The 26,143-nt window shown below is 71.0% G+C and carries 22 protein-coding genes; 15 read left to right on the top strand and 7 right to left on the bottom strand.

The window, feature by feature from the left end; translation table 11 throughout:
* The 4 genes from glmS (at position 1) to tsaE (ending at position 3,956) form a co-directional block, all read left to right on the top strand.
* Positions 1-1,851 carry a glutamine--fructose-6-phosphate transaminase (isomerizing) gene (gene glmS / locus Q9R20_RS03250; RefSeq protein ID WP_311247983.1) on the top strand — a complete coding sequence of 617 codons (1,851 nt, stop codon included), beginning with the start codon at positions 1-3 and terminating at the stop codon, positions 1,849-1,851.
* 106 nt (positions 1,852-1,957) lie between these two features.
* Positions 1,958-2,338, top strand: a complete 381-nt coding sequence (locus tag Q9R20_RS03245; RefSeq protein ID WP_311247982.1) for a holo-ACP synthase — start codon at positions 1,958-1,960, stop codon at positions 2,336-2,338.
* Positions 2,335-3,456: an alanine racemase gene (alr, locus tag Q9R20_RS03240; RefSeq protein ID WP_311247981.1), complete on the top strand. Its 1,122-nt coding sequence runs from the start codon at positions 2,335-2,337 to the stop codon at positions 3,454-3,456. Before Q9R20_RS03245 ends, alr begins: the two co-directional genes overlap by 4 nt.
* On the top strand, positions 3,453-3,956 hold the full coding sequence (gene tsaE, locus Q9R20_RS03235) for a tRNA (adenosine(37)-N6)-threonylcarbamoyltransferase complex ATPase subunit type 1 TsaE (RefSeq protein WP_311247980.1): 504 nt from the start codon (positions 3,453-3,455) through the stop codon (positions 3,954-3,956). The genes alr and tsaE overlap by 4 nt, the downstream gene beginning before the upstream one ends.
* Before the next feature lie 11 nt (positions 3,957-3,967).
* On the opposite strand, the gene Q9R20_RS03230 is transcribed toward tsaE, so the two are convergent.
* Positions 3,968-4,906, bottom strand: a complete 939-nt coding sequence (locus Q9R20_RS03230; protein ID WP_311247979.1) for an alpha/beta hydrolase — start codon at positions 4,904-4,906, stop codon at positions 3,968-3,970.
* A gap of 77 nt (positions 4,907-4,983) precedes the next feature.
* Between Q9R20_RS03230 and tsaB the strand changes: the two genes are divergently transcribed.
* From tsaB to Q9R20_RS03210, 4 genes are read left to right on the top strand one after another with little or no spacing between them, the layout of a single operon-like run.
* Entirely contained in the window at positions 4,984-5,616 is a 633-nt protein-coding gene (gene tsaB / locus Q9R20_RS03225) for a tRNA (adenosine(37)-N6)-threonylcarbamoyltransferase complex dimerization subunit type 1 TsaB (RefSeq protein ID WP_311247978.1), read from the top strand.
* Positions 5,616-6,164 carry a ribosomal protein S18-alanine N-acetyltransferase gene (rimI, locus tag Q9R20_RS03220; RefSeq protein ID WP_311247977.1) on the top strand — a complete coding sequence of 183 codons (549 nt, stop codon included), beginning with the start codon at positions 5,616-5,618 and terminating at the stop codon, positions 6,162-6,164. The genes tsaB and rimI overlap by 1 nt, the downstream gene beginning before the upstream one ends.
* On the top strand, positions 6,164-7,264 hold the full coding sequence (gene tsaD, locus Q9R20_RS03215; RefSeq protein ID WP_311247976.1) for a tRNA (adenosine(37)-N6)-threonylcarbamoyltransferase complex transferase subunit TsaD: 1,101 nt from the start codon (positions 6,164-6,166) through the stop codon (positions 7,262-7,264). The genes rimI and tsaD overlap by 1 nt, the downstream gene beginning before the upstream one ends.
* Entirely contained in the window at positions 7,261-7,692 is a 432-nt protein-coding gene (locus tag Q9R20_RS03210; protein ID WP_311247975.1) for a hypothetical protein, read from the top strand. Before tsaD ends, Q9R20_RS03210 begins: the two co-directional genes overlap by 4 nt.
* A gap of 9 nt (positions 7,693-7,701) precedes the next feature.
* On the opposite strand, the gene Q9R20_RS03205 is transcribed toward Q9R20_RS03210, so the two are convergent.
* Positions 7,702-8,889 carry a class I SAM-dependent methyltransferase gene (locus Q9R20_RS03205; protein ID WP_311247974.1) on the bottom strand — a complete coding sequence of 396 codons (1,188 nt, stop codon included), beginning with the start codon at positions 8,887-8,889 and terminating at the stop codon, positions 7,702-7,704.
* Positions 8,890-9,119: 230 nt separating this feature from the next.
* On the opposite strand from Q9R20_RS03205, the gene Q9R20_RS03200 reads away from it, so the two are divergent.
* From Q9R20_RS03200 to Q9R20_RS03185, 4 genes are all read left to right on the top strand, one after another.
* Positions 9,120-9,971 (top strand): hypothetical protein, encoded by an 852-nt coding sequence (locus Q9R20_RS03200; protein WP_311247973.1) that lies wholly within the window; start codon positions 9,120-9,122, stop codon positions 9,969-9,971.
* 30 nt (positions 9,972-10,001) lie between these two features.
* Positions 10,002-10,856, top strand: coding sequence for a hypothetical protein (locus Q9R20_RS03195; RefSeq protein ID WP_311247972.1), 855 nt, complete (start codon positions 10,002-10,004; stop codon positions 10,854-10,856).
* 126 nt (positions 10,857-10,982) lie between these two features.
* A complete protein-coding gene (locus tag Q9R20_RS03190) occupies positions 10,983-12,902 on the top strand; it encodes a dynamin family protein (RefSeq protein WP_311247971.1) in 1,920 nt (639 codons plus the stop codon).
* On the top strand, positions 12,899-14,446 hold the full coding sequence (locus Q9R20_RS03185) for a dynamin family protein (protein ID WP_311247970.1): 1,548 nt from the start codon (positions 12,899-12,901) through the stop codon (positions 14,444-14,446). Before Q9R20_RS03190 ends, Q9R20_RS03185 begins: the two co-directional genes overlap by 4 nt.
* Here Q9R20_RS03185 and Q9R20_RS03180 read toward each other — a convergent pair.
* The 4 genes from Q9R20_RS03180 to Q9R20_RS03165 form a co-directional block, all read right to left on the bottom strand.
* On the bottom strand, positions 14,381-15,082 hold the full coding sequence (locus Q9R20_RS03180) for a hypothetical protein (protein ID WP_311247969.1): 702 nt from the start codon (positions 15,080-15,082) through the stop codon (positions 14,381-14,383). The two genes, Q9R20_RS03185 and Q9R20_RS03180, sit on opposite strands and share 66 nt — an antisense overlap.
* Positions 15,069-15,809 (bottom strand): IniB N-terminal domain-containing protein, encoded by a 741-nt coding sequence (locus tag Q9R20_RS03175; protein ID WP_311247968.1) that lies wholly within the window; start codon positions 15,807-15,809, stop codon positions 15,069-15,071. The genes Q9R20_RS03180 and Q9R20_RS03175 overlap by 14 nt, the downstream gene beginning before the upstream one ends.
* 89 nt (positions 15,810-15,898) lie before the next feature.
* Positions 15,899-18,481: a LuxR C-terminal-related transcriptional regulator gene (locus Q9R20_RS03170; protein WP_311247967.1), complete on the bottom strand. Its 2,583-nt coding sequence runs from the start codon at positions 18,479-18,481 to the stop codon at positions 15,899-15,901.
* Positions 18,482-18,510: 29 nt separating this feature from the next.
* On the bottom strand, positions 18,511-20,457 hold the full coding sequence (locus Q9R20_RS03165) for an Hsp70 family protein (protein WP_311247966.1): 1,947 nt from the start codon (positions 20,455-20,457) through the stop codon (positions 18,511-18,513).
* Positions 20,458-20,853: 396 nt separating this feature from the next.
* Here Q9R20_RS03165 and groES point away from each other — a divergent pair, with 396 nt between their 5' ends.
* The 3 genes from groES to Q9R20_RS03150 all read left to right on the top strand — a co-directional run bounded on the left by groES (position 20,854) and on the right by Q9R20_RS03150 (position 23,742).
* Complete coding sequence (groES, locus tag Q9R20_RS03160; RefSeq protein WP_039394204.1) at positions 20,854-21,150, top strand: co-chaperone GroES; 297 nt, start codon at positions 20,854-20,856, stop codon at positions 21,148-21,150.
* Between the two features lie 137 nt (positions 21,151-21,287).
* Positions 21,288-22,229: an EamA family transporter RarD gene (rarD, locus tag Q9R20_RS03155; RefSeq protein WP_311247965.1), complete on the top strand. Its 942-nt coding sequence runs from the start codon at positions 21,288-21,290 to the stop codon at positions 22,227-22,229.
* A gap of 163 nt (positions 22,230-22,392) precedes the next feature.
* On the top strand, positions 22,393-23,742 hold the full coding sequence (locus Q9R20_RS03150) for an ABC transporter substrate-binding protein (RefSeq protein WP_311247964.1): 1,350 nt from the start codon (positions 22,393-22,395) through the stop codon (positions 23,740-23,742).
* Between the two features lie 823 nt (positions 23,743-24,565).
* Here the strand turns inward: Q9R20_RS03150 and Q9R20_RS03145 are convergent.
* Positions 24,566-26,098, bottom strand: coding sequence for an HNH endonuclease signature motif containing protein (locus Q9R20_RS03145; RefSeq protein ID WP_311247963.1), 1,533 nt, complete (start codon positions 26,096-26,098; stop codon positions 24,566-24,568).
* Between the last annotated feature and the right edge of the window lie 45 nt (positions 26,099-26,143).

Raw genomic sequence — 26,143 nt, 5'->3', positions numbered from 1 at the left:
ATGTGCGGAATCATCGGTTACGTGGGTCCTCGGCAGAGCCAGGACATCCTTCTGGCGGGTCTGTCGCGACTGGAGTATCGCGGGTACGACTCGGCGGGTATCGCCGTGATCGACGGCAACGGCGACCTCGACATGCGAAAGCGCGCGGGCAAGCTCGCCGTGCTGCGCGACGATCTCGAGTCCTCGCCGATGCCGAACGGCACCACGGGCATCGGCCACACGCGCTGGGCGACGCACGGCGGCCCGACCGACGCCAACGCGCACCCCCACCTGGCCGACGACGACAAGCTCGCCGTCATCCACAACGGCATCATCGAGAACTTCGCCGAGCTCAAGAGCGAGCTCGTGGGCGACGGCTTCGCGTTCCGCAGCGAGACCGACACCGAGGTCGCGGCCGTCATGATCGGCCGCGAGTACGCGCGCACCAAGGACCTCGTGCAGGCCTTCCGCTCGGTCGTGTCGCGGCTCGAGGGGGCGTACACGCTCCTCGCGATGCACCAGGACCACCCGGGTCTCGTCGTCGGCGCTCGCCGCAACTCCCCGCTCGTGATCGGCCTCGGCGAGGGCGAGAACTTCCTCGGCTCCGACGTCGCCGCCTTCGTCGAGCACACGCGCAATGCGCTCGCGATCGGTCAGGACGAGATCGTCGCGATCACTCCCGACGGCGTCGAGGTCACCGACTTCTCGGGCGCTCCGGTCGAGGTCGAGGCGTTCGAGGTGACGTGGGACGCGACGGCCGCGGAAAAGGGCGGCTGGTCGTCGTTCATGGCGAAGGAGGTCTCGGAGGAGCCTGAGGCCGTCGCCAACACCCTCCGCGGCCGCATCCACGAGGGCCGGGTCGAGATTCCCGAACTCGACGGGATGGACGATTTCCTCGCCGACATCGACCGCATCCTCGTCATCGCGTGCGGTACCGCGGCCTACGCGGGAATGGTCGGCAAGTACGCACTCGAGACGTGGACGCGCGTCCCCGTCGACGTGGAGCTCGCGCACGAGTTCCGCTACCGCGACCCGGTGCTCTCGCCCCGCACGCTCGTGGTGTCGATCAGCCAGTCCGGCGAGACGATGGACACGCTCATGGCGGTGAAGTACGCGCGTTCGCGCGGCGCGAAGACGCTGTCGATCTGCAACACCCAGGGCGCCACCATCCCCCGCGAATCGGATGCCATCGTCTACACGCACGCCGGTCCCGAGGTCGCGGTTGCCTCGACGAAGGCGTTCGTCGCCCAGATCACGGCGCTGTACCTGCTCGCGCTGCACGTCGGTCGCGTCCGCGGGGCCGTCGACCCGGTCGTCGCCGTCGAGGCGGTCACCGAGCTCGAGGCCGTGCCGGGCAAGATCGCCCGCGTGCTCGAAACCGAGCAGGCCCGCATCGAGCAGCTCGCGCACTGGATGGCCGACACCCGGTCGGTGCTGTTCCTCGGCCGCAACGTCGGCTACCCCATCGCCCTCGAGGGCGCGCTCAAGCTCAAGGAGCTTGCGTACATCCACGCCGAGGGCTTCGCCGCCGGCGAGCTCAAGCACGGCCCCATCGCCCTCATCGAGCCCGGTCAGCCGGTCTTCGTCGTCGTGCCGAGCCCGCGTGGCTCCGGCGAGATGCACAAGAAGGTCGTCTCGAACATCGAGGAGATCCGCGCCCGCGGTGCCCGCGTCATCGCGATCGCGGAGGAGGGCGACGTCGCCGTCCTGCCCGCCGCCGACGAGGTGCTGCGCATCCCGCTCGCGGCGCCCCTGTTCGAGCCGCTCCTGGCGGTCGTGCCGCTGCACATCTTCGCGATGGGCCTGGCCGAGGCCAAGGGCCTCGACGTCGACCAGCCGCGCAACCTCGCCAAGTCGGTGACGGTCGAATAACGCCTCCGCCTGTTCGGGGCCGGATGCCGGTGGCATCCGGCCCCCTCGTCGTCTCGGGACCGGCGGACACCGGCAGAATGGACAGGATGCCAGGAGGGGAGGGCGCATGATCGTCGGTATCGGCGTCGACCTCGTCGACGTACCGCGGTTCGAGGCGCATCTCGCCCGGACCCCGCGCCTGCTGGCCCGGCTCTTCGCTCCCGCCGAGCGCGTGCTCAAGCCCCGGTCGCTCGCGGCCCGCTACGCCGCGAAAGAGGCGCTCATCAAAGCCCTCGGCGGGTCCGACGGCGTGCATTGGACCGACATCGAGGTCACGTCGGAGCCGTCCGGGCGCCCGGTCTTCGCGCTGAGCGGTGAGACGGCCGCGACCGTGGCCGCGCGCGGGATCACCGCCGTGCACCTGTCGATGTCGCACGATGCGGGTCTGGCCACCGCGTACGTGATCGCCGAAGCCGGCTCCGCGCCCACTCGAGAGGACACCGCATGAGGATGGCACCCGGGGTGCTGCGCGAGGCGCTCGTCGACGTCGACGCGATCACCGAGAACGTGCGGCACCTGCGGGCGCTCACCGGCTCGGAGGTGATCGCGGTGGTCAAGGCCGACGGCTACGGACACGGTGCGTACCGCGCGGCGGTCGCGGCGCTGCGCGGCGGCGCGGCGCGGATCGGGGTGTCCGACATCGACGAGGCGCTGGCGTTGCGCCGGGCGGGGGTGCGGGCGCCGCTGTTCGCGTGGCTGCACGCGCCGGGGGCGTCGTTCGTCGAGGCCGTGCGAGAGGAGATCGAGCTCGGCATCTCCGACCTCGACCAGTTGCTCCGCGCGGCGCAGGCGGCCACCGGCGATCGGCCCGCCGCCGTGCATCTGAAGCTCGAGACGGGCCTCTCGCGCAACGGCATCGCCCCCGCGGACTGGTCCCTCGTGTTCTCCGAGGCGGCGCGTCTCGAACGCATCGGGCGCCTGCGCGTGGTGGGCCTGTTCTCCCACCTGTCGAACACGAGCGCAGCCGACGACCGGGCCGCTCTGGCCCGCTTCGAGGAGGGCGTCCTGCTGGCTGCCTCCGCCGGGGTGAACCCGCCGCTGCGTCACATCGCGGCGACGAACGCGGCGATCGCGCTGCCCGAGGCGCGTCTGGGATGCGTGCGCATCGGCATCGGCCTCTACGGCGTCTCGCCCTTCGACGACCGCACGCCCGCCGACCTGGGCCTGCGTCCGGCGATGACCCTCCGGGCGGCGGTGGCCGCCGTGCGACGCGTGCCGGCGGGCACCGGGGTGTCGTACGGCTACGACTACCGGACCGAGCGCGACACCACTCTCGCCCTGGTCCCGCTCGGCTACGCCGACGGCGTGCCGCGGCAGGCCTCCGGGCGAGGGCCGGTCTCGATCGGCGGCCGCCGCTTCACGGTGGCGGGGCGCATCGCGATGGATCAGTTCATCGTCGACGTGGGAGACCACCCGGTCGCGGTGGGCGACGAGGCGGTGCTCTTCGGCGACCCGACGCTGGGCGTGCCGTCGGCACGCGACTGGGCGGATGCCGCCGACACCATCGACTACGAGATCGTCACGCGGGTGGGGTCCCGTGTGCCGCGACGGGAGGTGAGCGCGTGAGCGTTCCCGAGGAGTTGCAGGGGCGCCGGGTCGTCGACGGCCCGGCCGACATGGAAGAGCTCGGTCGGCGCATCGGACGCGCCCTCGAACCCGGCGACGTGGTGGTGCTGACCGGGCCGCTCGGCGCCGGGAAGACGACCCTGACCCGCGGGATCGGCGAGGGTCTCGGCATCCGGGGTCCGGTGCAGAGCCCCACGTTCGTGATCGCGCGCACCCACCCCTCGCTGTCGGGCGGCACGCCGCTCGTGCACGTCGACGCCTACCGCCTGGGCGCCGCGGTCGAGCTCGACGACCTCGACATCGACGTCGCCGGTTCCGCCGTGATCGTGGAGTGGGGCCGCGGTGTCGCGGAGCACCTCGCCGACTCCTGGTGGGAGGTCGAGATCGAACGCCAGGTCGGGGGTCGCGGGGTCGACAACGCGTGCGGCGAGATCGCCGTGCACACCGTCGAACTCGACGCCGACGCCCCGCGCACGGTCACGATCTCGCGTCGCCCCTGAGGCGGTCGTGCTCAGACCGTCGTCGCGCGCGAACCGTGACGGCGACGTCGGCCGTCGGCCGGGGCGCGGTGCGCGGCCCACACCTCGCGCAGCGCCCGGAGGGTCGCCGCGGGCTGCTCGACGTGTGCGAAGTGGCCGCTGCCGGGGAGCTCGCGGTCGTCGTAGTCGCGCATGAGACGTGCCCACGCGCGGGCGTCGCTCGCGGCGACGAACACGTCGTGCTCTCCCCGCACCGACCGGACCGGGCAGAGGATCCGCCGCCACACGCCGTCGTCGTGATGGCGCGACAGGCGCACGGCCGCGAGGAACGCCGTCGGGCGGATCTCGTTCGCGAGAGCGTCGGTCACGGCCCGGTCGACCGATTCCGGATGCCGGAACAGCGGCCGCGCAAGTCCGCGCAGCGCTCCCGTGCGTCGCAGGAGCCGCAGGAGGGGGCCCGCGAGCGGACCCAGGAGGCGCAGGACGCGCATCGCCACGACCATTCCGGCGAGCCAGGGCAGGCGGAGCGCCCCGGCCAGCGGCCGGCGGGTCACGGTGCGCGCTCCCGCCCCGCTGGGGGAGATCACCCCGACCGCGACGGTCTCACGGGGGAATCGTGCCGCGACGTCCAGGGCGACGACCCCGCCGAGGGAGTGGCCGACGATCCGCCAGCGGGGGTATCCGAGCGCCCGGGCCACGGCGGCCACCGCCACGGCCAGGTCGGCCGGGTCGGGCACCGGACCCGGCGTCTCGCCCCACCCGGGCAGGTCGAGGGCGATCACGTCGGAGAGGGGGAGGCGGAGGTCATCGGATGCCGCGATCATCGGCATCCACGTGCGCCACGACCCGGCGGCTCCGTGCAGGAGCACCGTGGCCACGGGACTCCCCGACGACCGCCCCGCGCGCACGACGATCGGCCCCACCGCGGTGGGGACGACGACGCGGCGCAGACCCAGGTCGAGGACGTCCATACCTCTTGTTCGGAGCCGGGCGGGGCAGCGGATGCCTCGGAACGCTCGGCGTCGGGGGCGGCGGATACGCTGGAACGGTGATCCTCGGCATCGACACCTCGCTCGGCACGGCCGTCGCCGCGATCGCTCGCGACGGCGAGATCCTCGCCGACGAGCAGAGCGCGAACCCCCTCGGGCACGCCGAGGTCATCGGCGATCTGCTGCGCCGGGCCACCGCCGTCGCGCCCGCTCCCACGCACGTGGCGATCGGCACGGGTCCCGGGCCCTTCACCGGGCTCCGGGTGGGCATCGCCACCGCCCGCGTGTACGCCCTCGGTCGCGGAATCCCGGCCGTCCCCGTGCCCAGTCACGACGGCATCGCCCTCGGTCTCCTCCTCTCCGACGCGCTCACCGGCAGCGACACCGGCCGCTTCGCCGTCGTCACCGACGCGCGCCGCAAGGAGTTCGCCTACAGCGTGTACGAGGGCATCGATGACGACGGCCTGCCCGTCCGGGTGTCGGACGCGCAGCTCAGCCCCCGCGACGACCTCGACGCCCGGCTCGACGCCGTCGGCGCCCGCCGCTACGACGCGACGACCGCCTCGGCGGCGATGATCGCTCTCGCCGCGGCGCGCGCCCTCGACGCCGGCCGCACCCTCGCCGGCTCCGAGCCGCTGTATCTGCGCAGCCCCGACGTGGTCGCCGCGCACGCCCCCAAGCGGGTGAGCTGATGACCATGCGCACCGCGACCGTCGCCGATCTCGACGGCATCATGGCGCTCGAGCACGCCTCCTTCCCGACCGACGCGTGGAGCCCGGCGATGATGCGCGAGGAGCTCGCGTCACCGCACGGCTGGTACGTCGTCGTCGAGGAGGCCGGTCAGCTCCTCGGCTACGCGGGGCTGCGGGCGGTGCGGGGCGCACGGGATGCCGATGTGCAGACGATCACGATCTCGGCGGCCGCGCGCGGGCGGGGGCGGGGCCGCGCCCTGCTGACGGCTCTGCTCGAGGAGGCCGTGCGCCGCGACGTGCACGACGTGTTCCTCGAAGTGCGCGCCGACAACCCGGTCGCGCAGACGCTCTACCTCTCCGAGGGGTTCGCCGAGGTCGGCCGCCGCCCTCGCTACTACCAACCCGACGACGTCGACGCGATCGTCATGCAGCTCGATCTGCGCGGCTGGGCCGCGCGGCGGGCGGAGACGGAAGCCGAGGACCTCCAGGTCGAGGAGCCCGCCGACGGAGCCGCCGCCCCGACCACCTCCGGAAAGGGATGGTGCTGATGGACGCGCCCCTCGTGCTCGGCATCGAGACCAGCTGCGACGAGACCGGCATCGGCATCGTGCGCGGCCGGCAGCTGCTGAGCAACACGATCGCCTCGAGCATGGACGAGCACGCCCGCTACGGCGGGGTCGTGCCCGAGGTCGCCGCGCGCGCCCACCTCGAGGCCTTGCAACCCTCGATCGACGCGGCGCTCGCCGAAGCCGGCGTCACCCTCGCCGACCTCGACGCGGTGGCGGTGACGAGCGGTCCCGGCCTGGCCGGAGCCCTGATGGTCGGCGTCGGCGCCGCGAAGGGCCTCGCCGTCGCGCTGAACAAGCCGCTGTACGCCGTCAACCACCTCGTCGGGCACATCGCCGCCGACATCCTCGACGCCGACGCGGGCGAGCTGGAGTACCCCACCGTGGCGCTGCTGGTCAGCGGCGGGCACACCTCCCTCCTGCTCGTGCGCGATCTCACGAGCGACGTCGAGCTGCTCGGCGAGACCATGGACGACGCGGCGGGAGAGGCCTTCGACAAGGTCGCGCGCCTGCTGAAGCTGCCGTACCCCGGCGGTCCTGAGATCGACCGCGCCGCGGCCACGGGCGACCCCACCGCGATCCGCTTCCCGCGCGGTCTTTCGCGCGCCTCCGACATGGCATCCCACCGCTACGACTTCTCGTTCTCGGGCCTGAAGACGGCCGTGGCGCGCTGGGTCGAGCAGCACGAGGCCGCAGGCCGACCGGTGCCGGTCGCCGACGTCGCCGCCTCGTTCCGCGAGGCCGTGGTCGACGTGCTGGTCACCAAGGCTCTCGACGCCTGCGCGCGATTCGGCGTGCCGCGTCTGCTGCTGGGCGGGGGAGTGATCGCCAACAAGCGACTGCGCGACGTCGCCCTCGAACGCGCCGCGGCCGCCGGGGTGGCAGTCCGGATCCCGCCGCTGCGCCTGTGCACCGACAACGGCGCGATGATCGCGGCGCTCGCCGCGGAGCTCATCTCGTCGGGGCGTCGACCCTCGACCCTGGCCTTCGGGGCGGACTCCACCCTCCCCGTGACCGAGATCCAGGTGGCCGAAGATCCGGATGCCGCGCCCCCGGCGCGCCGAGCGGAGACCGCCCCGTGACCGAGGTGCCGCCGCCCACGCGCCGTTCGCGTAAGGACGACGCCGCCGTCCCCGCTCTGCCGGAGGCGGTGCCCGCGGACGGTGGCGACACGACGGCCGCCGAGGACGACGGACGTCTGCCGACCGCGCAGCTGGAGATGGCGGCGTTCGGCGATCACCTCATCCCCTACGTCCCGCCAGTGACACCGACCCCGCCCTCGTTTGCTCCCTGGGCGCTGACCGTGTCGATCATCGCGCTCGCGGCCGCCCTCTTCACGGGGTGGCTGGTGCCGCTCGGCGCCGTCGGGGTGATCCTCGCCGCGGTCTCGCTCCGTCGCCGGCACGACAGCCGTCGCGTCGCCGCGTGGGCGCTCGCGCTGGGCCTGCTCTCGATCGCCTTCAGCGCCGGATGGCTGGTCTGGGGCTTCTCGCAGCTCTCGGTCGGCTGAGACCCGCCGTCACACGCGGTCGGCGAGCAGCGCCAGACGCGTCGAGCCGACCCGGGTGAGCAGCAGCGTCGCCGCCTCGTCGCCGCGCAGCGACAGTCTCTTGCGCAGCACCGCGGGATCGACGTCGACACCGCGCTTCTTGATCTCGAGCGTGCCGATCCTGCGCGCCCGCAGGGCCTGCGCGAGCTTCTTCGGGTCGGCGGGAAGCGCTTCGCGCACACGGAACGACGACACGAAGGGACTCGTCAGGGGAGCGTCCGAGGTGAGGTAGGCGATCCCGGGGGATAGCATGCCGGCGTCGAGGGCGCGGGCGACCTCTCCGATGAGACGCGCGCGGATCACGGCGCCGTCGGGTTCGTGCACGAACGCCCCGAGGTCCCGCGCGTCGACGTCGGGGGTGTCGGCGGGGGCGGTCAGCTCGAACGCGTCGTCGCCGCGGACGACGAGAGCCGCTCGGCGCACGCCCTCCCTGGCGAGCGCGCCCGCCCACAGCACGAGCTCGATCGTCGAGCCGTCGGCGCTGATCCACTGCGCCTCGACGTCGTCGGGGATCCGGTCGCGGTCGAAGCCGGGTCCGAGCTTCACCCCGCCCGGGGTGGTGCGCAGCAGCTCGAAGACCCACTCGAGCGAGGGGGACCACTCGGCGGACGCGACCTGACGCGTCTCGGAGTGTCCTGCCGTGCGGCGCGCGGGGTCGAGCCAGACGGCATCCATCCCCTCGAGATCGACCTCCTCGGCGCGCGCGTGCGCGACGGTGGCCGCCTCGCCGAACGGGGCGAGGTTGTAGGCGGCGATCGCGGCGGTCACCTCGTCGGCGTCGACGGCGTGGACCCGGATGCCGAGCCCCGCCAGCCCCAGAGCGTCGCCGCCGATGCCGCACCCCAGGTCGGCGACGCTTCCGACGCCCGCGGCACGGAACCGTCCGGCGTGGCGCGCGGCGATCGGCAGACGCGTGGCCTGTTCGAGGCCGGCGCGGGTGAAGAGCATCCGGTCGGCGAAGGGGCCGAACTTCGTCGCGGCGCGCACGCGCAGCCGCGCCTGACCGACCACCGCCGAGACGAGGTCGGGGGAGTGCCCGGCCCCCCGCAGACGCGACACGGCGCGAGCGGCGTCGTCCACCGAGGAGAGGGGCCCCACCTCGTCGAGCAGGCGCAGCCCCTCGGGGGTCAGCAGGGCGGTGAGCTCGGCGGTGTCCACGGCGACAAGCCTAGGCGGCGCGGGGTCCTTCGCCCGGGGGAGGCCCGGGGGCTGTCCGGGGCCCGGAGAGTCGATCCCCGAACCTCACCCCCCTCCCCCCACCCCGAAACCCCGGGGGACCCCCTCCCCGATACCGGGGGTGCCCCCGATGTCGGAAAACGGGGCCGTTCCTAATCTCGACAGTACGAACAGCACCTGCGGGCCGCGGCCCGGGAAATGGGATGGAAGAAATGCCTACCACCGGCGACATCAACAACTCGCTCAACACGGTCATCGCGGACTCGCTCAACGAGGTCAACGAGGACAACTCGGTCAACACCGACCTGGGCGCCACCGACTCGTTCAACGAGACCAACGACACCGTCATCACCGACGAGACCGTCACCGACATCGACGGTTCGTTCAACGAGGGCTCGAACAACGAGTCGACCGTCATCACGGACTCGGGCAACGACAACTCGGACAACTCGATCAACGACTCGGGCAACTCGGTCGACTTCAGCTACGCCGACGGCTCCTACAACGTCGACGAGTCGGTCACCGACGCCTCGACCAACGCGGGTGTCCGCGAGTACAACACGGGCATCTGGGGCGGCTCGGGCTCGTCCGCCGCTGCTGCCGGTGGCGCCGGTCACACCGAGATCTGGAGCCAGTCCACGATCGTCGACCAGTCGGTCAACCAGAACATCGCCGCCGACGGCGTCGTCACGCAGGACTTCGCCAGCTCCTCGGTCACCGCTTCGGGCGCCGACTCGATCGCCGCGGGTGGCGACTTCACCTCGGTCACCACGATCGACCAGTCGACCAACTTCACCGCCGAGGGCGACATCAACATCGGCAACGAGACCACCGTCACCACGGTGACCGACTCGTTCAACACGGTCGATGTCGACTTCTCGTACACCGACGAGTCCACCACGATCGACGTCACCGACTCGTTCAACGACGCCTCGGAGAACTACTCCTTCGACGGTTCGTTCAACACCTCGGACGTCTTCGAGGGCACCACGGACATCGACGTCAACATCGAGGCCGTCGTCGACAGCTTCAACTCGTTCGACACCAACTTCCCCATCGCCTAAGCGTCACACGAGACAGGAAAGACACAGATCATGACTTGGGACATCGGCAACATCACCGACTCGGGCAACGAGGCCTGGGAGAACGTCGGCAACACGTCGACCACCAACAACTCCACCAACCTCGGCGTCGACCTCGACAACGTCGGCAACGTCGACACCTCCGTCGAGCAGAACACCTCCACCGACACGACCGTCGTGGACTCCGGCAACGTCGACTCGGGCAACACCGACTGGGACATCAGCGGCTCGGGCAACGACAACTCCGACAACTCGGTCAACGGCTCGGGCAACGAGACGGTCATCGACGTCGCGCTCGACTCCTACAACACCGACAGCTCGGAGCTCGACGAGTCGGTCAACGCCGGCACGCGCGCCTACAACACCGGCTTCGAGGGTGGCTTCGGCGGCTTCGGCGGCGGCAACGCGGCCATCTGGAGCTCGGCGACCATCACCGACCAGTCCGTGAACCAGAACATCGTGGGCGGCGACGTCGACCAGATCTTCGCCAACGAGGCCGTCTCGGCCTCGGGCGAGGGTTCGATCGCGGCCGGCGGCGACGTGACGATCGCTCAGTCGCTCGACCGCTCGACCAACATCGACGCCGGTGGCGACATCAACATGAACAACGTCACCGAACTCACCACGATCGACGGCTCGTACAACGAGAGCACCACGACGATCGACATCGTCGACGCGTCGCAGGACTGGACGATCGACAACTCGTACAACGACACCTCCCTCAACGTCGACCTGACGGACTCGTTCAACGAGGACTTCTCGACGATCGAGACCGAGAACTGGACGATCAACGCCGACGTCGTCTGGGGCTCGGGCAACTCCGAGGTCGTGGACGTTCAGCTCCCCGACCTCGACGTCGAAGGCTGAGCAGCCATCCGTACACACGGAAGCGTCTGACGGTAGCCCTGGGCGGGATTTCCCGCCCGGGGCTATCGTCGTTCCCATTCTTCTTCGACGCCGAAGAGGCGTCGGCCCCGACCGAGAGGTACCCGCGTGTCCGCACCGGCCCAGCCCACGACTTCCCGCGCCGCGAACGGCGCCGCCCCGGGCGGAACGTCGAACCAACCGCCGGCGCCCGCGGAGCTGGGTCCCCTGGTGGATCGCGCCCGCGCGTATTCGGGTGCGGTCGGCCGTGAGGACCTTGTCGAGAAGCTCACGGCCACCCGGTCGCGCCTGCAGGACCCGCACGTGCGGGTCGTGATCGTCGGGCAGTTCAAGCAGGGCAAGAGCAAGCTCGTCAACGCGCTCATCAACGCCCCCGCGTGCGCCGTCGACGACGACATCGCCACGAGCGTGCCCACCTCCGTCGGCTACGCCGAAGAGCCCTCCGCGACCGTGCTCGTGCGCCGCGAGAGCGGAGAGTCGCACGAGATCCGCCGCGTCGACATCCCCTTCGAGCGGCTCTCGGACTACGTCACCTCGCGCGCTGACGACGAGCAGGACGGCGACGTGGTCGGCGCCGAGGTGCTCCTGCCCCGCGAGATCCTCAAGGGGGGCTTGCGTATCGTCGACTCGCCCGGCGTCGGCGGGCTCGAGTCCACGCGCTCGCTCGCGACCCTCGCGGCGCTGACGACGGCCCACGCGGTGCTGCTCGTCTCCGACGCCTCGCAGGAGTACACCGAACCCGAGATCCAGTTCCTGCGTCACGCCATGCGCATCTCGCCGAACGTCGCGGCGGTGCTGTCGAAGACCGACCTGTACCCCGAGTGGCGCGAGATCCAGCGTGTCGACGAGAAGCACCTCGACGAGCTCGGCGTCAAGATCGACGACGTCCCCGTGTTCGCCGTCTCCAGCGACCTGCGCCTGCTCGCCGCCGAGCAGCAGGACCGCGACCTGAACGAGGAGTCCGGCTTCCCCGAGCTGGTGGCGCACCTGCGCCGCGACGTGCTGGGCAAGGCGGAGGACCTCAACCGCAGGGCCGCCGTCCACGACCTCATGACGGTCGCCGATCAGCTCGCGCTCACCGTCAAGACGGAGCTGAACGCGCTGGAGCACCCCGAGGACACTCCGGGCATGATCGCCCGCCTCGAAGACGCCAAGGCCAAGGCCGACGACTTCCGCAGTCGCACCTCGCGCTGGCAGGTCACCCTCTCCGACGGCATCGCCGACCTCATCGCCGACACCGAGCACGACCTTCGCGACCGTCTGCGCAAGGTGCAGCGCGAGGGAGAGGCCGCGATCGACGAGGGCGACCCGGGTCCGATCTGGGAGCAGATCGCCGAGTGGGTCGACCAGCGCGTCAACGCGGCGGTGTCCGAGACCTTCGTGTGGACGAACGAGCGCTCGCAGTGGCTGGCCGAGCAGGTGGCCGACGAGTTCCGCATGGGCGAGGAGTCGATCCCGCTCATCGACGTCGCGAGCACCGACGGCCTGCTGGATCCGGTCGAGGAGCTCCAGCATCTCGACGACGGCAAGATGGGTGCCGCCGAGAAGATCTACATCGGCGTGCGCGGCTCCTACGGCGGTGTGCTCATGGTGGGTCTGGCGACGAGCATCGTCGGTCTGTCGCTCATCAACCCGCTCTCGCTGCTGGCCGGCGTGCTCGTGGGACGCCGCGCGTATCGTGAGGACATGTCCACCCGTCTCCTCCGGCGTCAGAACGAGGCGAAGAACCTCCTGCGCCGCCACATCGAGGACACCGTCTTCCAGGTGGGCAAGCAGCTCAAGGATCGGCTCCGCATCGTGCAGCGCACCGCGCGCGACCACTTCGGCTCGATCGCCGAGGAGCTCCACCGCTCCCTGAGCGACTCGGTACTGGTGGCCAAGCAGGCCGCCGCCACCTACACGGCCGATCGCGACAAGCGCATCACGCAGTTGCACGCGCAGCTGCGCGAAATCGAGGCGCTGCGCGGGCGCATCCCCGCCGCCGAGCTCGAGTCGGCGCGTCCGGCCCGTGCGGCGGTCTCCCGATGAGCGCCGGTCTGCCCGAGGTCGCCCGCATCGTCGACGACGCCCTCGAGGCGTACGGCGACGACGCGGCCGCGGTCGAGGTGCTCGAGTCGTTCCGTGGTCGTCTGCGCGAGCCGCTGCGCCTGGCCGTGGCCGGCATCGTCAAGGCGGGCAAGTCGACGCTGCTGAACGCCCTGATCGGGGAGCGCATCGCGCCCACCGACGCGGGGGAGTGCACGCGCACCATCACCTGGTACCGCTACGGGTCCACCGCGCGGGTCGATCTGCGCATGCACGACGGTCGCCGCATCTCGCGTCCCGTACGCCGTTCCGAGGGCCGTCTCGTGCTCGACATGGGCGGCTACAGCGCCGAGGAGGTCGCGTGGATCGACGTGGCCTGGCCGAGCGAGAACCTGCGCTCGACCGTGCTCATCGACACCCCCGGCATCGCCTCGCTCACGGTGGAGAACTCGGCGCGCTCGACCGACTTCTTCATCCCGAAGGACACGCCCACGGCGGCGGATGCCATCATCTACCTGCTCCGGCACGTGCACGCCGAAGACCTCAAGTTCCTCGAGGCCTTCCGCGACACCGCCGCGGGGGAGTCGCAGACGGTCAACGCACTCGCCGCGCTCTCGCGCGCCGACGAGATCGGCTCGGGACGAATCGATTCGCTCCTGTCGGCGGCGAAGATCGCCGACCGCTACCGTCGCGACGGCGAACTGCGCTCGCTCGCGCTCGACGTCATCCCCGTGGCGGGCCTGCTCGCCGAGGGCGGCCGGACGCTTCGCGAGAGCGAGTTCATCGCGCTGCGCCACATCGCGATGATGGACCGCGCCGCCCGTGACCGTCTGCTGCTGACCGTCGACCGGTTCACCCGTGCCACCGACGACACGGCACTGAGCGTGGAGATCCGTCGCGGACTCCTGCGCCGCTTCGGCCTGTTCGGTGTGCGCCTGGCCGCCGCACTCATCCGCGGTGGCGCCTCATCGTCGTCGGCGCTGTCCGACCGGCTGGTCCAGCAGAGCGGTCTCATCGAGGTGCAGCGCTTCGTCGAGGACCAGTTCCGCGGGCGCGCGTTCGCGCTCAAGGCGCGCGGCATCCTGCACAGTGTCGAGCGGCTCGTGCGCGAGCGGCCGAAGCAGAACACCGCGGGGATCCTCAGCGCCATCGAGCGGCTCACGGCGCAGAGCCACGATCTGCGCGAGCTGTCGCTGCTCGCCGAGCTGCGTACCGCGCCGCCCGAGCTCGACGCCGCGACCCTCGCCGAGGCGGAGCGCATCGTGGGCGGCGGGGGCCTGTCGCCGGCGCGGCGTCTGGGACTGAGCGACGACGTGGAGCCGCGCGTCCAGCGCGAGCGCATCGACGACCTGCTGACGCACTGGCGCTCGATCGCGGAGTCGCCGCTGACCGATCGGCACACGGCGGACCTGTGCCGCGGTGTGGTGCGCAGCGTGGAGGGGGCGGCATCCGACCTGCTCGGTTCGGACACCGCCCCGTCGTCACAGCTCGGGAACGCCTCCGCCGACTCCGCGGCGGATGTCGTGCTTTCGTCGGGTCCAGCGTAGAGCCGCCGGGATCAGCGAGAACAGCAGCCCCAGGGCCGACAGGCCCAGCTGGATGAGCAGCACGCGCTCGAGCGGGATGCCGCGTTCCCCGAGCACGACGAACTGCCGTGCCGCGAGGAAGACGACCGCCTGGAAGACGAGGATGCCGAGCATCCACCAGCGGGCGTTGTTGCGGCGGTTGTTGAACGACACCAGCGAGGTCACCTGCACGAGCAGGACGGCCACAAGACCGCCGAACACGCACCAGTAGACGATGTCGGACGCCGAGGTGACCGTCTCGGCGGGGCGCGAATCGTCGACGGCGCGCACGAGCGCCTCGATGTCGGGACGCAGCGACTCGCGGATGATGAAGAGGTAGCCGACGCCGATCGCGCCGACGACCAGGCTCAGCACCCAGGCGATCTGCGCGAAGCGAACCGCGGCGGGCGGTGGCATCTTCACCATCACCGGGGCGGCGGCCTTGTCGTGCAGCGCGGGACGTTCGGGTGCCGAGGGCTTCGCCGCGGGCTGGTACGCGGGAGGCGCCGGCGAGCGGCGCACCTCGGAGCGGGCGGCGGAAGGGGCGGGCGCACCGGAACGGCGGGTGAGCTCGTTCGAGCCCACCCGCCGTTCCGAAGGCGTGTCAGAGGGTGTCATCCGCCGTGTCTTCGATGACGTAGTCGTTGCCCGAGTCGAACACCACGGTGGTGTCCTCGTCGACCGAGGTGTCCACCGTCGTGTCGGTGGTGTCGTTGAACGAGTCGCCCACGGCCACGTCGGTGGAGGAGTCGTTCGCCGAGTCCGTGAGGTCGATGTCGGTCGAGTTGTCCGTGTTCTCGGTGTTCTCGGTGTTCTCGTTGTACGAACCGTCGATGTCGGTGTTCGTCTCGTCGTTGCCGATGTTGACGTCGTTGCCCGCGTTGATGTCGGTCGACTGGTCCAGGGTGGTGTCCTGGTCGACGTCGTTGCCGGCGGCGATGGCCTTGTCGCCCGAGGCGACGACGGCTTCGTTGCCGAAGGTCTGATTGACGTCGCCGTTTGCCCAGATGTTCTGGTTCACCGACTGGTCGACGATCGTGTCGCGGTCGTCGATGTGGGTGTACGACAGCTGGTTGGTGATCGTCTTGATCTCGCGCACCACCGGGTTGTCGTGCTCCGGCTTGACGTGCACGGGGGCCGGCTGCGGGTTCGGGGCGACGGAGGGCTTCTCCGCGACGACCGGGGCCACCGAGCACACGTCCGCGTACGAGACGTTGTTCAGGCCGCGGGCCGCCATTGCGCCCTCCGGGTCCTCCTCGAACTCGGCTGCGGCCTGCGGGTCACGCAGCAGGCTCAGGATGAATTCGATCAGCGCATCTGCCATGGTCGCCAGCGTGACGCTCATTGGGTCTCCTCACGGTTGTTCCTTGGTTCGACGTTAGGTCGAGGGGGTGCGTGTGCGCGTCGGGGGGAACCCCCATAGCGCGGGACGGGTCATAGGGGGTTGGCGGATGCCAGGACCCCGACCGTCCGTGTCTGTTCGGCGCCCGTGATCGGGGCGCGGCCGTCGTCCTCGAGCACCATGCGCAGGCGGGCCATCAGGTCGGAGCGCGACGTGGCTCCGAGCCGGCGGCGGATGCGCGCGATGTGATGCTCGGCGGTGCGCGGGGAGATGAAGATCTCCTCGCCGATCTCGGCGTAGGTCTTGCCCTGCAGGACCAGGGCCGCGACCTCCCGCTCGCGTTCGCTCAGGATGCCGCCGGACTCCGCCGCGCGCACGGGGACGGTGATGGGCCCGGTGTCGGTCGACGCCGCAGGGGCGGCGACCGGCGCTTCGCTGCGCTCGCGCGGGTGCAGCTGACGCGCGCAGGCGAGGAGACGGGCGATGACGCGTCGATCGCTGGACTTGCTGGCGCCGTGGCTGGCCAGGCGCGCTCCGTCCCAGGCGAAGCCCGCGGACGCCAGTCCCGCGGCGGCCTCCTCGATGGCATCCACGTCGACGGCGCCGGTGAGGACCTCCGTCCACACCCGGCCGGCGCGGGCGAGCCGCGCCGCGAGCGGGGAGTGCGCCGCCGCGGCCATGAGCGCGCGGGCGTGCACGGTCAGCTCGTCGGGGCTGCCGCGCAGGATGCTCACGTGCAGGGCGGCCCACTGCAGGCTCGATTCCCACAGCGCCGGCTGTCCGAGATGCTCGAGCAGCAGCTCCGCCCGGCGCAGGTGCGAACGCACCGCGTCGGACTCCCCGACCCGGGCGGCTGAGAGGGCGAACTCGCCGAGGGGGATGAGCGTGTAGAGGTCGATCTGGGTGCGCAGCAGGGAGTCCTGCGCGCGATGCCAGACCGGGGCGAGCTCGGACGGCTGCCCGTTGCGGCGCACCAGCCCCAGTTCGACGGCGTCGGCGAGGAAGCGGTCGCGCGTGGAGAGCGGGCGACCGGAGGAGGTCGCGGCACGCAGCGCCGCCTCCGCCTCGGACGCGTGCTCGAGCTGCAGGGCGACCCACGCCCGCCACAGGAGCAGTCGCGGTGCCGCCCACGATCCGCCCTGAGCGCCGGCGATCGCGGCATCCAGCACCCGTTGGGCGACCGCGGCCTCGCCGAGGTGGAGGGCGACCAGCGCCGCGAGGACGGCGGGCAGTTCGGGCAGCGGGGCGTCGTTGGCGGAGGCCGTGTACATCTCACTGGCCCGCACCAGGTCTTGCAGGCCCTCTTCGCCGCTGTCACCGAGAGAGGCGCGGAGGCCGCGCGACAGCAGCTCGAGCGAGACGACGTGCGCGGTGGGGATGGAGCGGACGGTCGCACCGTCCTGCTCGGCGGCGGGGTCGGTGCGTCCGGCGGCGGTGGCGGCGATCAGCCACTTGGCGCGGCTCTCAGGCGTGGAGGGGGAGCCGCCGCCGTACACCTGCGCGGCGAGGTCCATGTCTCCCCGTGCCGCCCACACGGCCGCGGCCATGTCGAGCACCGCGTCGTCCGGCGCCTGAGCGCCCGACAGCATCCCGTCGACGAAGGCGCCCGCGGCATCCACGTCGCCCAGGGCCCACGCGGCGCGCGCGCGACGCAGCGCCAAGGTCTCGGGGGCGGCGCCCGCGCGGTCGGCCGCCGCGAAGAGATCCGCGGCCTTGGCCGGGTCGCGCGGGAGTTCGCGGTCGCCGTCGGCGAGCAGAGCGGATGCCACCCGCTCGTCCGTCGCGCCTCCGAGCAGCGCCTGCACGGTGGCGGCGTCCTTGACCAGGCGGGCCGAATACAGCTCGAGCAGACGGTCCGCCGTCAGGCGGGCCCGGACCGCGTCGCGCACGAGCGGGACGGTGCGTCCGCCGCGGTCGAGCAGGCCGGCGTCGTATCCCGCGGCGCACGCGGGTCCCGCGCTGCCGTCGAGGGCGTAGCGCTCGTCGAGGCACAGTGCTTCGACGGCCAGGCGCAGGGCCGGGTCGAGCGAGTCGATGCGGTGCGAGACCAGGTCGTACAGCGAGCGCGCGATCTCGTCGTGATCGCAACGACCGTCGCAGATCGCCTCGCCGTGCAGCACGAGGGCTTCGGCGGTCAGCCATGCGAGGCCGCCGGTCGCGTCGAACAGCGTGGTGAGGCAGTCCTTCGCGGCACCCGTGGGCGTCACGCCGACGTGGGCGATGGCGTCGGCGGGGGTGACGTGTCCGAGGAGCATGGGCGGCTGGTGCCGTTCGATGTCTTCGAGCAGGGCGCGCAATGTCGGGGATCCGGGATCGGGGCGCGTGGACAGCAGCACGGTCGCACTTCCGTCGCGCAGGCGCGTCGAGAGGATGCCGAGCAGGGAGTCGTCGAGCAGGTGCGCGTCGTCGACGACGATGACGGCCGTGCGGTCGTCGGCGGTCGGCAGGTCGGCTTCGCCCGTCAGCGCGACGGGAGTAGCGCCCGCGGCGCGAAGCGTCGTGAACAGGTGCCGGAGCACCCGCGATTTTCCGGCGCCCGCCGTGCCGACCACCGCGAGGGGGGTCGGCACCGCGGCGCCGAGATACGCGTCGAGCAACGTCCGGGCGACACGAGGCAGCAGCAACGTGTCGAGGTCACCGGACGCGGCATCGGAGGTGGTGTTCGAGATGGACATCGTCGTGTCTCTCGGTCCGATGCCGCGGCTCAGGCCGCGGGAGTTTCGGTCGACGTCTGCTCGGGTGCCGGCGAGCTCGTCTCAACGGGCGTCTCCGTGGCGGGCGGCTCGGTCGCCGGCGGGTCCGTCGCCGGCGGAGTGGTCTCCTCCGGCGTGGTCGTGGGCTCCTGCGTCACCGGGGGAGTGGTCTCCTCGGGCGGCGTGGTGGTGCCGGTGTCCGACGGCGACGGCGCGGGCGACGTCGGGTCGGTCGTGGGCGGGTTGGTCGACGTGCTGGGCTCGGAGCTCGCGGGCGACGAGCTCGAGGGCTGCTGCGCGGGGGAGGAGGCGGAGTTTCCGCCGGATCCGGAGTTGCCGCCGCCGCCGCCGTTGCCCTGCTGCTGCGGGGCAGCAGCAGCGGCGGACGGGCTGCGCTCCTCGGCCGCGCGCGGGGTCAAGCGCTGCGGCGACCGCTGGCGCGTTTCGCTCTTGTTCGTCGCACGCTGCTGCTCGGGCGCCGCTTTCTGCTCGGGCGCGGCGGGCTGCGCCTCGGCGGCAGGCTGCACGTCGGGGGCGGCGATGCTCGGCGGCGGAGCCGTCGGCAGGTCGATCGGGTCGAAGAGCAGCACCTCCGCATCGGCGGCGAGGGGCTGCGAGGTGATCCCGGCGCTGGTGCGGGCGAGGAGACCCACACCGAGCGCCGGGACGCTCACGACGCCGACGCCGACGGCGAGCGCCGTCACCCCCGCCGCGACGTACGCGGTCGCGGGGACGCGGCGAAACCAGGGGGCGCGCTTCTCGGCGCGGGTGGCGGTGAAGCCGAGGTCGCCGAGGGCGGCGTCGTCATCGTCGTCGTCCTGCACCTCGTCGTCGTCGACCGCGTGCAGGCCGACCAGAGGTGCGGCGACGGCGGCGAGGGCGACGGTGCGGGCGGCGCCGAGGGCGATGATCGCCTTGGGGTCGGCATCGACGGCGATGGGGCGATCGAAACGCTCCGACAGCAGCTGCGCGACCCGGGGGATGCGCGAGGTGCCGCCGGTGAGGAGGATCGCGTCGAGGTCCGCGGCGGCGAGGCCCGACTGCTCGAGCGCCATCTCGAGCACCTCGACGGTGCGCTCGATCTCGGGCTCGATCATGTCCTCGAACTCGGCCCGGGTCAGACGCACGGCTCCGTGGCCGTCGCCGATCAGCACCGGCACGACGGCCTCGCCGTCGAACGACAGCGACTCCTTCGCTTCGACGCATTCGCGGCGCAGCGATGCGAGCGCCATGCGCACGCCCGGGTCGGTGGCGACGCCCGCCATCGCGGATGCCGGGATGCCGGCGGCGCGCACCGTGTGACGCAGGACGATGTCGTCGAAGTCGGCGCCGCCCAGGTCGGGGATGCCGACGGGGCTGCCGACGAAGTCGACGTGACCGTCGCGGGTCTTGCGCAGGATGACGGTGTCGAACGTGCCGCCGCCGAAGTCGTAGACGGCGAGGGCGCGGTCGGTGTCGAGGGGATGCGTCGACTCGTAGTGGCGGGCAGCGGCCTCGGGCTCGGTGATGACCTGCACGTCGTTCCAGCCGAGGCGCCCGATGGCATCCTGCACCAGTCGCGTGCGGTATTCGCCCCAGGTGACCGGCACGGAGACCGCGATGCAGGCGGGGTGCTGGCCCTCGCGCTCGACGGCGGTTCCGATCACCCAGCCGACGACGAGGGCGTAGAGGTCTTGAGGGGAGAAGCGGCGGTCGGCGGCCACGATGGGCACGTCGTCGCCGATACGACGCTTGAACTCGCGCACCAGCCGTTCGGGCTGAGCGGTTCCCCGGCGCTCCGCGGCATCTCCGAAGAGCAGTCCGCTGTCGGATACGAAGACGGTGGTCGGTGTGCTGTCGGCGTTGCGCCCCAGCGGGAGCGGTGCGGCCACCAGCGTCCCGTCCGGTGCGGAACGCGCGGTCGCCGCCGCCGTCCTGCTCGTTCCCACGTCGATCGCCAGAAAGTACGGCGTTGCCATGTATTTCGACCCCCCGAAGAAACACAGGAACGCCGAACGTCCCCGAATCCCCCGATTCTCGGACTCGACAACGAGTCCTAGTGCTTCATCGCCCGATACCCCCTGTATGCGGACGACGCTGTTGCGACGAGTGTTGCACACCCCGGAAGCGGATGAAAGAGCGGGTGAAACGTGTTCACGTAGCCATCGAAAGATGCAATACTGCGCGCCCATCCCGCCGCGACGCGAGGCGCTGCGGCAAACGGATGGCCTCGTCGCGAAACGGCCCGTCGAGGTCGGCGCAGCCGCCGCTGGCACTCGCGTTGCATGAGTGCCAGTGCTTCTCTAGACTCGGATTAGCACTCTCCCCGCGTGAGTGCTGAAAAGTCTTCTGTAACGAGAAAGAAGAGGTAGACCGTGTCGGTTTCCATCAAGCCGCTCGAGGACCGCATCGTCATCAAGCAGGTCGAGGCTGAGCAGACCACCGCGAGTGGTCTCGTCATCCCCGACACCGCCAAGGAGAAGCCGCAGGAGGGCGAAGTCGTTGCCGTCGGCCCCGGCCGCATCGACGACAACGGCAACCGTGTCCCCCTCGACGTCGCCGTCGGCGACCGCGTGCTCTACAGCAAGTACGGCGGCACCGAGGTCAAGTTCGGCGCCGACGAGTACCTCGTGCTCTCGGCTCGCGACGTCCTGGCGGTCGTCGTCCGCTGATCGAGCGAGATCCTCTGAAGGCCCCGGATGCCATGGCATCCGGGGCCTTCGTCGTCCCGGCGTGCGCGCGAGGATCGTGGCAGGAAAGACGCGATGGTCGGCGGCCCGGCGGTCGGGCGCAGCCGTAGGCTGGGGCGGTGACCCCCGCTCCTCCCGCTCCGTCCGGTGGGAGCACCCGCGGCGCGCTCTACGCGCTCGGTGCCTACCTGCTGTGGGGCGTCCTGCCGATCTACTTCCTGCAGCTGGCCCCGACCGGTCCGTTCGAGGTCGTCGCGTGGCGCATCATCCTCGCGTTCGTCTTCTGCCTGCTGTTGCTGACGGTTCTGCGGATGTGGCGGCCGTTCCTCGTGATCGTGCGACAGCCGCGCCTCATGGGGCTGACCGCGGTCGCCGGCGTCCTCATCTACGTCAACTGGCAGACGTACCTCTACGGCGCCCTCTCGGAGCACGTCATCGAGACGAGCCTCGGGTACTTCATCAACCCGATCGTCACCGTGCTGCTGGGTGTGATCGTGCTGCGCGAGCGGCTGCGGATCGTGCCGTGGATCGCGATCGGACTCGCCGTCGTCGCGGTCGTCGTGATCGTCATCGGGTACGGCTCATTCCCGTGGATCGCGTTGACGCTCGCGTTCTCGTTCGGCTTCTACGGTCTGGTGAAGAAGCAGATCGGTCCGGCGGTGGATGCCGTCAGCGGCTTGACCCTCGAGTCGCTCTGGCTCCTGCCGGTCGCGGCGATTCAGCTGGTGATCGTCGCCAACCTCACCGGCATCACCCTGGGTGCGGCCGGCGCTGTGCACACCGTGCTTCTCCTGCTCGCCGGGGCCGTCACCGCCGTTCCCCTCCTGCTCTTCGCGTCGGGGGCGCGGCGTGTGCCGCTGACGGTGATCGGACTGCTGCAGTTCGTGGCCCCCATCATCCAGTTCGCGATCGGCGTGTGGGTGCTCGGCGAGCCGATGACGCTCGAGCGGTGGGTCGGGTTCGCGCTGGTCTGGCTCGCCCTCGCGATCCTGAGCGTCGACTCGGTCCTCGCCTCGCGACAACATCGTCGAGCGGTCGTCGATGTGGCCGAACCGGTCTGAACTCTCTTCGTTTCTCGGCCCGGAATTGCCCGGGAAAAGTAACGATTGGGTCGCGTAATCGACCGTTAACACATTGCAACAACACGGCCACAAGGGCGCCACTAGGTTTGTCACAATCCGCGGCGGTCATCTCCGCGGTTCCTACTCACCAAGGAGCACCCATATGAGTGTCCTCTCCCGTTCGCGTTCGGCGAAGATCATCGGCGGCCTCGCCGTGGTCGGCGTCAGCGCGCTCGTCCTGGCCGGTTGTTCCGGCAGCAGCACTCCGTCCGAGACCGGCGACGCTGCCGGTGGCGGCGACTTCCCGATCGACTGCAACGCCGCTGAGCCCGCCTCGTACACGCCCGAGTACTCGTCGACCTCGACCGGCCCCGCGACCGACCTCACGTTCAACATCGGCACGGCGCTTCCCGTGACCGGTAACCTCGCTTTCCTCGGCCCGCCCGAGATCGCCGGTACCGAATTCGCCGCCTCGGAGATCAACGCCGCCAACAAGGGTGTGCAGATCAACCTGATCCAGGGCGACTCGGGCGACACCGACAACAAGGCGTACGAGACCGAGATCCCGCGTCTGCTCGGTGCCGGGGCCACCGCCATCGTCGGTGCGGCCTCGTCGGGAACCTCGCTGCAGTTCATCGACCAGGTCATCGCGGCCAACGCCGTGCAGATCTCGCCGGCCAACACCTCGGCGGCCTTCACCGGCTACGACGACAAGGGTCTGTACTGGCGGACTGCCCCCTCCGACGTCCTCCAGGGTGAGGTGCTCGGCAACCTGATCGCCTCCGAGGGCAACGAGACGCTCGGCATGATCGTGCTGAACGACTCGTACGGCACCGGTCTGGCGTGCTTCACGAAGAAGGCGTTCGAGAGCGCCGGTGGTTCGGTCGTCGCGACCAGCCTCTACAACACCGGTGACACCAACTTCTCGGCCCAGATCGAGGACGTCCTCGCCCAGTCGCCCGACGCGATCGCCCTGATCACGTTCGACGAGGTGTCGACGATCATCCCCGACCTGACCGCGAGCGTCAGCCCCGAGAAGCTGTTCTTCGTCGACGGCAACCTGAAGAACTTCGGCAGCCAGTTCCCGAACGGCACCCTCACGGGAGCCAAGGGCACGTACCCCAGCGTCGACCCGGACTCGACGGCGACGTTCCGCAGCTCGCTGGAGTCGTTCTGGAGCGGCAAGGGCAACCCGGCGCTCGAGGACTTCACCTACGCGCCCGAGTCCTACGACTCGGTGGTCCTGCTCGCTCTCGCGGCGCTCAAGGCCGGCTCGGCTGCCGGTCCCGATGTGGCGGCCAACATGCAGTCCGTCTCGGGTGGCAGCGGTAGCGGCACAAAGTGCACCACGTACGCCGAGTGCGCCGACATCATCATCGGTGGCGGCGAGGCCGACTACGACGGCGTCTCCGGTCCGATCACGTTTGACGAGGTGGGCGACCCCACCGAGGCGACAATCGGTGTCTTCGAGTACGGCGACGACAACAACTACAGCTGGCTCCGCGCCGGTTGATCGGTTGATCAGGGAGGGCCTCGGAATCTTCGATTCCGGGGCCCTCCCCCTTTGTCGGCTGGGGTGGTGTCCGACGCTCTGTGGAGAGCGGTGTGGTGTACCCGATGGCAAGAGCGTCTGCGGAGCTACAGCGTGAGTCGCGGACCCGGGGCTGAGAGGGGCACGCTCCTGCCCTGAGGTGCCGGACACTATGCGACGGGTTCCTTGGGCGTGCGGCGAGCGGCGTTGGGCCGCATAGGGCAGAGACGGAGGACGTCCGGGTGTCGGGGTTGGTAGGGGGTCGGCCCGCGGTGGCGAAGGCGTTCCTGCTGACTGGCGCGCGGGACGCAGCTGCGCTCGCAAAGCGTGCGCCGTGGGAGCGGAGCTGCGCTAGAAGGGGCGTTCGCCCGAGTGGCCGAGCTGCACTCGCAGGGGCGTGCGTCTAAGAGGCGGAGCTGCGCTTACATGAGCGTGCGTCTAAGAGGCGGAGCTGCGCTTACATGAGCGTGCGCCTGAGAGGCATAGTGTGAATCCCGAATGAGGCGCAAGCCGTGCGCCCTGGATGAGGCGCAGCGTGATTTCAGGTGCACCCGGGTCTCAGGTGCACCGTGGTTGCAGGCGCAGCCACAGCGTGGGTGCAGGCGCAGCGTAGGTGTAGGCACGGCGTGGTTGCAGGCGCAGCGTGGTTGCCGGCACAGCGTGGGTGCAGGCGCAACGTGGTCCGAGGAGCAACGCAGCACCGCGCGGGCGCAAGAGGGGAGCGTCCGTGCCCACGATGGTGCCACTGCCGAAATGCACGCGCGAGCACCCTCGAATGGCGGTGCACGGACCCCGGCGACGCCCGTCAGAAAGGCGCGGACTGCGTGCTCTGGGGGAGAGCCGAGGCGGGTGGACCGTCCGAAGTGAATCGCACGACCGGCGCGTACGGCAGAGGGTGGTCGGTGTAGACGCGCCCGGTGGGTGAGGTGAACTCGATGACTCCGCCGGGGAGTTGTCTGACCTGCCATCGGGTGAATTGCTTCTGGGTGTGGTGTCGTTGGCAGAAGTGGCAGAGGTTGCACACGTGGGTTTTGCCGCCGAGGGCGTGATCGAGGTTGTGATCGACTTCGCAGCGGATGGCGGGGGCGGTGCAGCCGGGCCAGCGGCAGTGCCGGTCGCGGGCGCGGAGGTATCGGTCGATCGCGGCGGTCCGCTGATATGTGTCGGTGCAGAGCACTGCGCCGGTGACGGGGTTCGTGAGCACCCGATCCCACGGCACCCTCGTCGCTTCGGCCAATTGCCGGGCTGTGTCGATATCGATGGGGCCGTGACCGACGAGTTCGGCGGGGTCGATGTTCTCCCGACCCGGATCCTGAACGGACAGCGCCGGGACGACGACCTGCACGCGGGCGCGGATGGCGCCGAGGGTGCCGGGGCCGTCGTCGGTGCGGGTGGGGTCGGCGTCGGGGGCGGCGGTGAGGAGCAGGTCGGCGAGGATGTCGGCTCGGACCTGGTCGGTGCTGCGAAGATCGGCGGCGGCGGCGGCGGCGGCGGCGGCTGCGGCTGCGCCTGCGCCTGCGACCGTCGCGTCGCGCTGCTGCTCGTCCGTGGCCTTGACCGTTCGCCGTTCCGGCCGATCGTCGCTACCGTCGCCGACACGGTCAATCCCGAACGCGGCGCCGCCGACGATCGGCTGACCCAAACCCGGTGACGATGTGCCATCGGCGCTCGCCGAGACCGGCGAACCGGGCTCATTGCGCGCATCGATCAGCGCCCGCGACTGCTGCGTCAACCGGTCATAGATCCCCACCGCGAGCACCGTCGGCAGCGTCGCGATGAGATCCGACATGCCGTTCTCGCCCCGCACCACCCGCACGCATCGTTCCTCACGGCCCCGCTGGTGCCGTTCCGTGATCGTGGTCGGCTGCAACCGCTCCGCCAGAGTCGCCAACCGTGCCCGCAGCCGTCCGGGACTCAAGCCCTCCGCGGTGGTGACGGCGAGAACATCGAACTCCCCGCGCTTGTCGAGCGGCACCGGGGTGCCGGCATCGACGATCGCCTGCACGTGCGCCCGCGACAACGCTCCCGCCTCCCACGCGTCGACGGTCGTCGGGAAGTGGTCGACGAGCGTCAGCGCCTTCGCGATCTGCGCCTGCACCGACCGATCCGACAAACACCCCGCGGCCGCGATCTCCGACGCCACCTCCCGCAGCGCCATATCCGCCGCCCGCTGCCCCGCCATGACGTCGAGAGCCAGACGCCCCGCCCGGGCCAGCGCCCGCGTCCTGCGGGCTTCGGCGGCCGCGAGCGCGGCATCCGCGTCGAGCACCTCGGCAAGCACGACAGCAAGCGGGTCGCGCTCGTCGGCTGGTGGTGGCGGGGGTGTCGGAAAGCTCATGCAGGCATGCTAGCGCGCACCTGCGACATTGGACCGCTGACCGGG

Origin of the sequence: Microbacterium sp. PRF11 (genome assembly GCF_031844085.1) — a bacterium.
Classification (GTDB): domain Bacteria; phylum Actinomycetota; class Actinomycetes; order Actinomycetales; family Microbacteriaceae; genus Microbacterium.
This window is presented reverse-complemented; position numbering and strand designations above follow the sequence as displayed.

Excerpts from the sequence above, each read along its gene's own strand:
- Q9R20_RS03195 (WP_311247972.1), top strand. The coding sequence starts at position 10,002 with ATGACTTGGGACATCGGCAACATCACCGACTCGGGCAACGAGGCCTGG.
- Q9R20_RS03180 (WP_311247969.1), bottom strand. The coding sequence starts at position 15,082 with ATGACACCCTCTGACACGCCTTCGGAACGGCGGGTGGGCTCGAACGAG.
- rimI (WP_311247977.1), top strand. The coding sequence starts at position 5,616 with ATGACCATGCGCACCGCGACCGTCGCCGATCTCGACGGCATCATGGCG.
- Q9R20_RS03145 (WP_311247963.1), bottom strand. The coding sequence starts at position 26,098 with ATGAGCTTTCCGACACCCCCGCCACCACCAGCCGACGAGCGCGACCCG.
- Q9R20_RS03185 (WP_311247970.1), top strand. The coding sequence starts at position 12,899 with ATGAGCGCCGGTCTGCCCGAGGTCGCCCGCATCGTCGACGACGCCCTC.
- Q9R20_RS03175 (WP_311247968.1), bottom strand. The coding sequence starts at position 15,809 with ATGAGCGTCACGCTGGCGACCATGGCAGATGCGCTGATCGAATTCATC.
- Q9R20_RS03230 (WP_311247979.1), bottom strand. The coding sequence starts at position 4,906 with ATGGACGTCCTCGACCTGGGTCTGCGCCGCGTCGTCGTCCCCACCGCG.
- glmS (WP_311247983.1), top strand. The coding sequence starts at position 1 with ATGTGCGGAATCATCGGTTACGTGGGTCCTCGGCAGAGCCAGGACATC.
- alr (WP_311247981.1), top strand. The coding sequence starts at position 2,335 with ATGAGGATGGCACCCGGGGTGCTGCGCGAGGCGCTCGTCGACGTCGAC.
- Q9R20_RS03245 (WP_311247982.1), top strand. The coding sequence starts at position 1,958 with ATGATCGTCGGTATCGGCGTCGACCTCGTCGACGTACCGCGGTTCGAG.
- Q9R20_RS03150 (WP_311247964.1), top strand. The coding sequence starts at position 22,393 with ATGAGTGTCCTCTCCCGTTCGCGTTCGGCGAAGATCATCGGCGGCCTC.
- tsaD (WP_311247976.1), top strand. The coding sequence starts at position 6,164 with ATGGACGCGCCCCTCGTGCTCGGCATCGAGACCAGCTGCGACGAGACC.
- Q9R20_RS03200 (WP_311247973.1), top strand. The coding sequence starts at position 9,120 with ATGCCTACCACCGGCGACATCAACAACTCGCTCAACACGGTCATCGCG.
- Q9R20_RS03165 (WP_311247966.1), bottom strand. The coding sequence starts at position 20,457 with ATGGCAACGCCGTACTTTCTGGCGATCGACGTGGGAACGAGCAGGACG.
- Q9R20_RS03170 (WP_311247967.1), bottom strand. The coding sequence starts at position 18,481 with ATGTCCATCTCGAACACCACCTCCGATGCCGCGTCCGGTGACCTCGAC.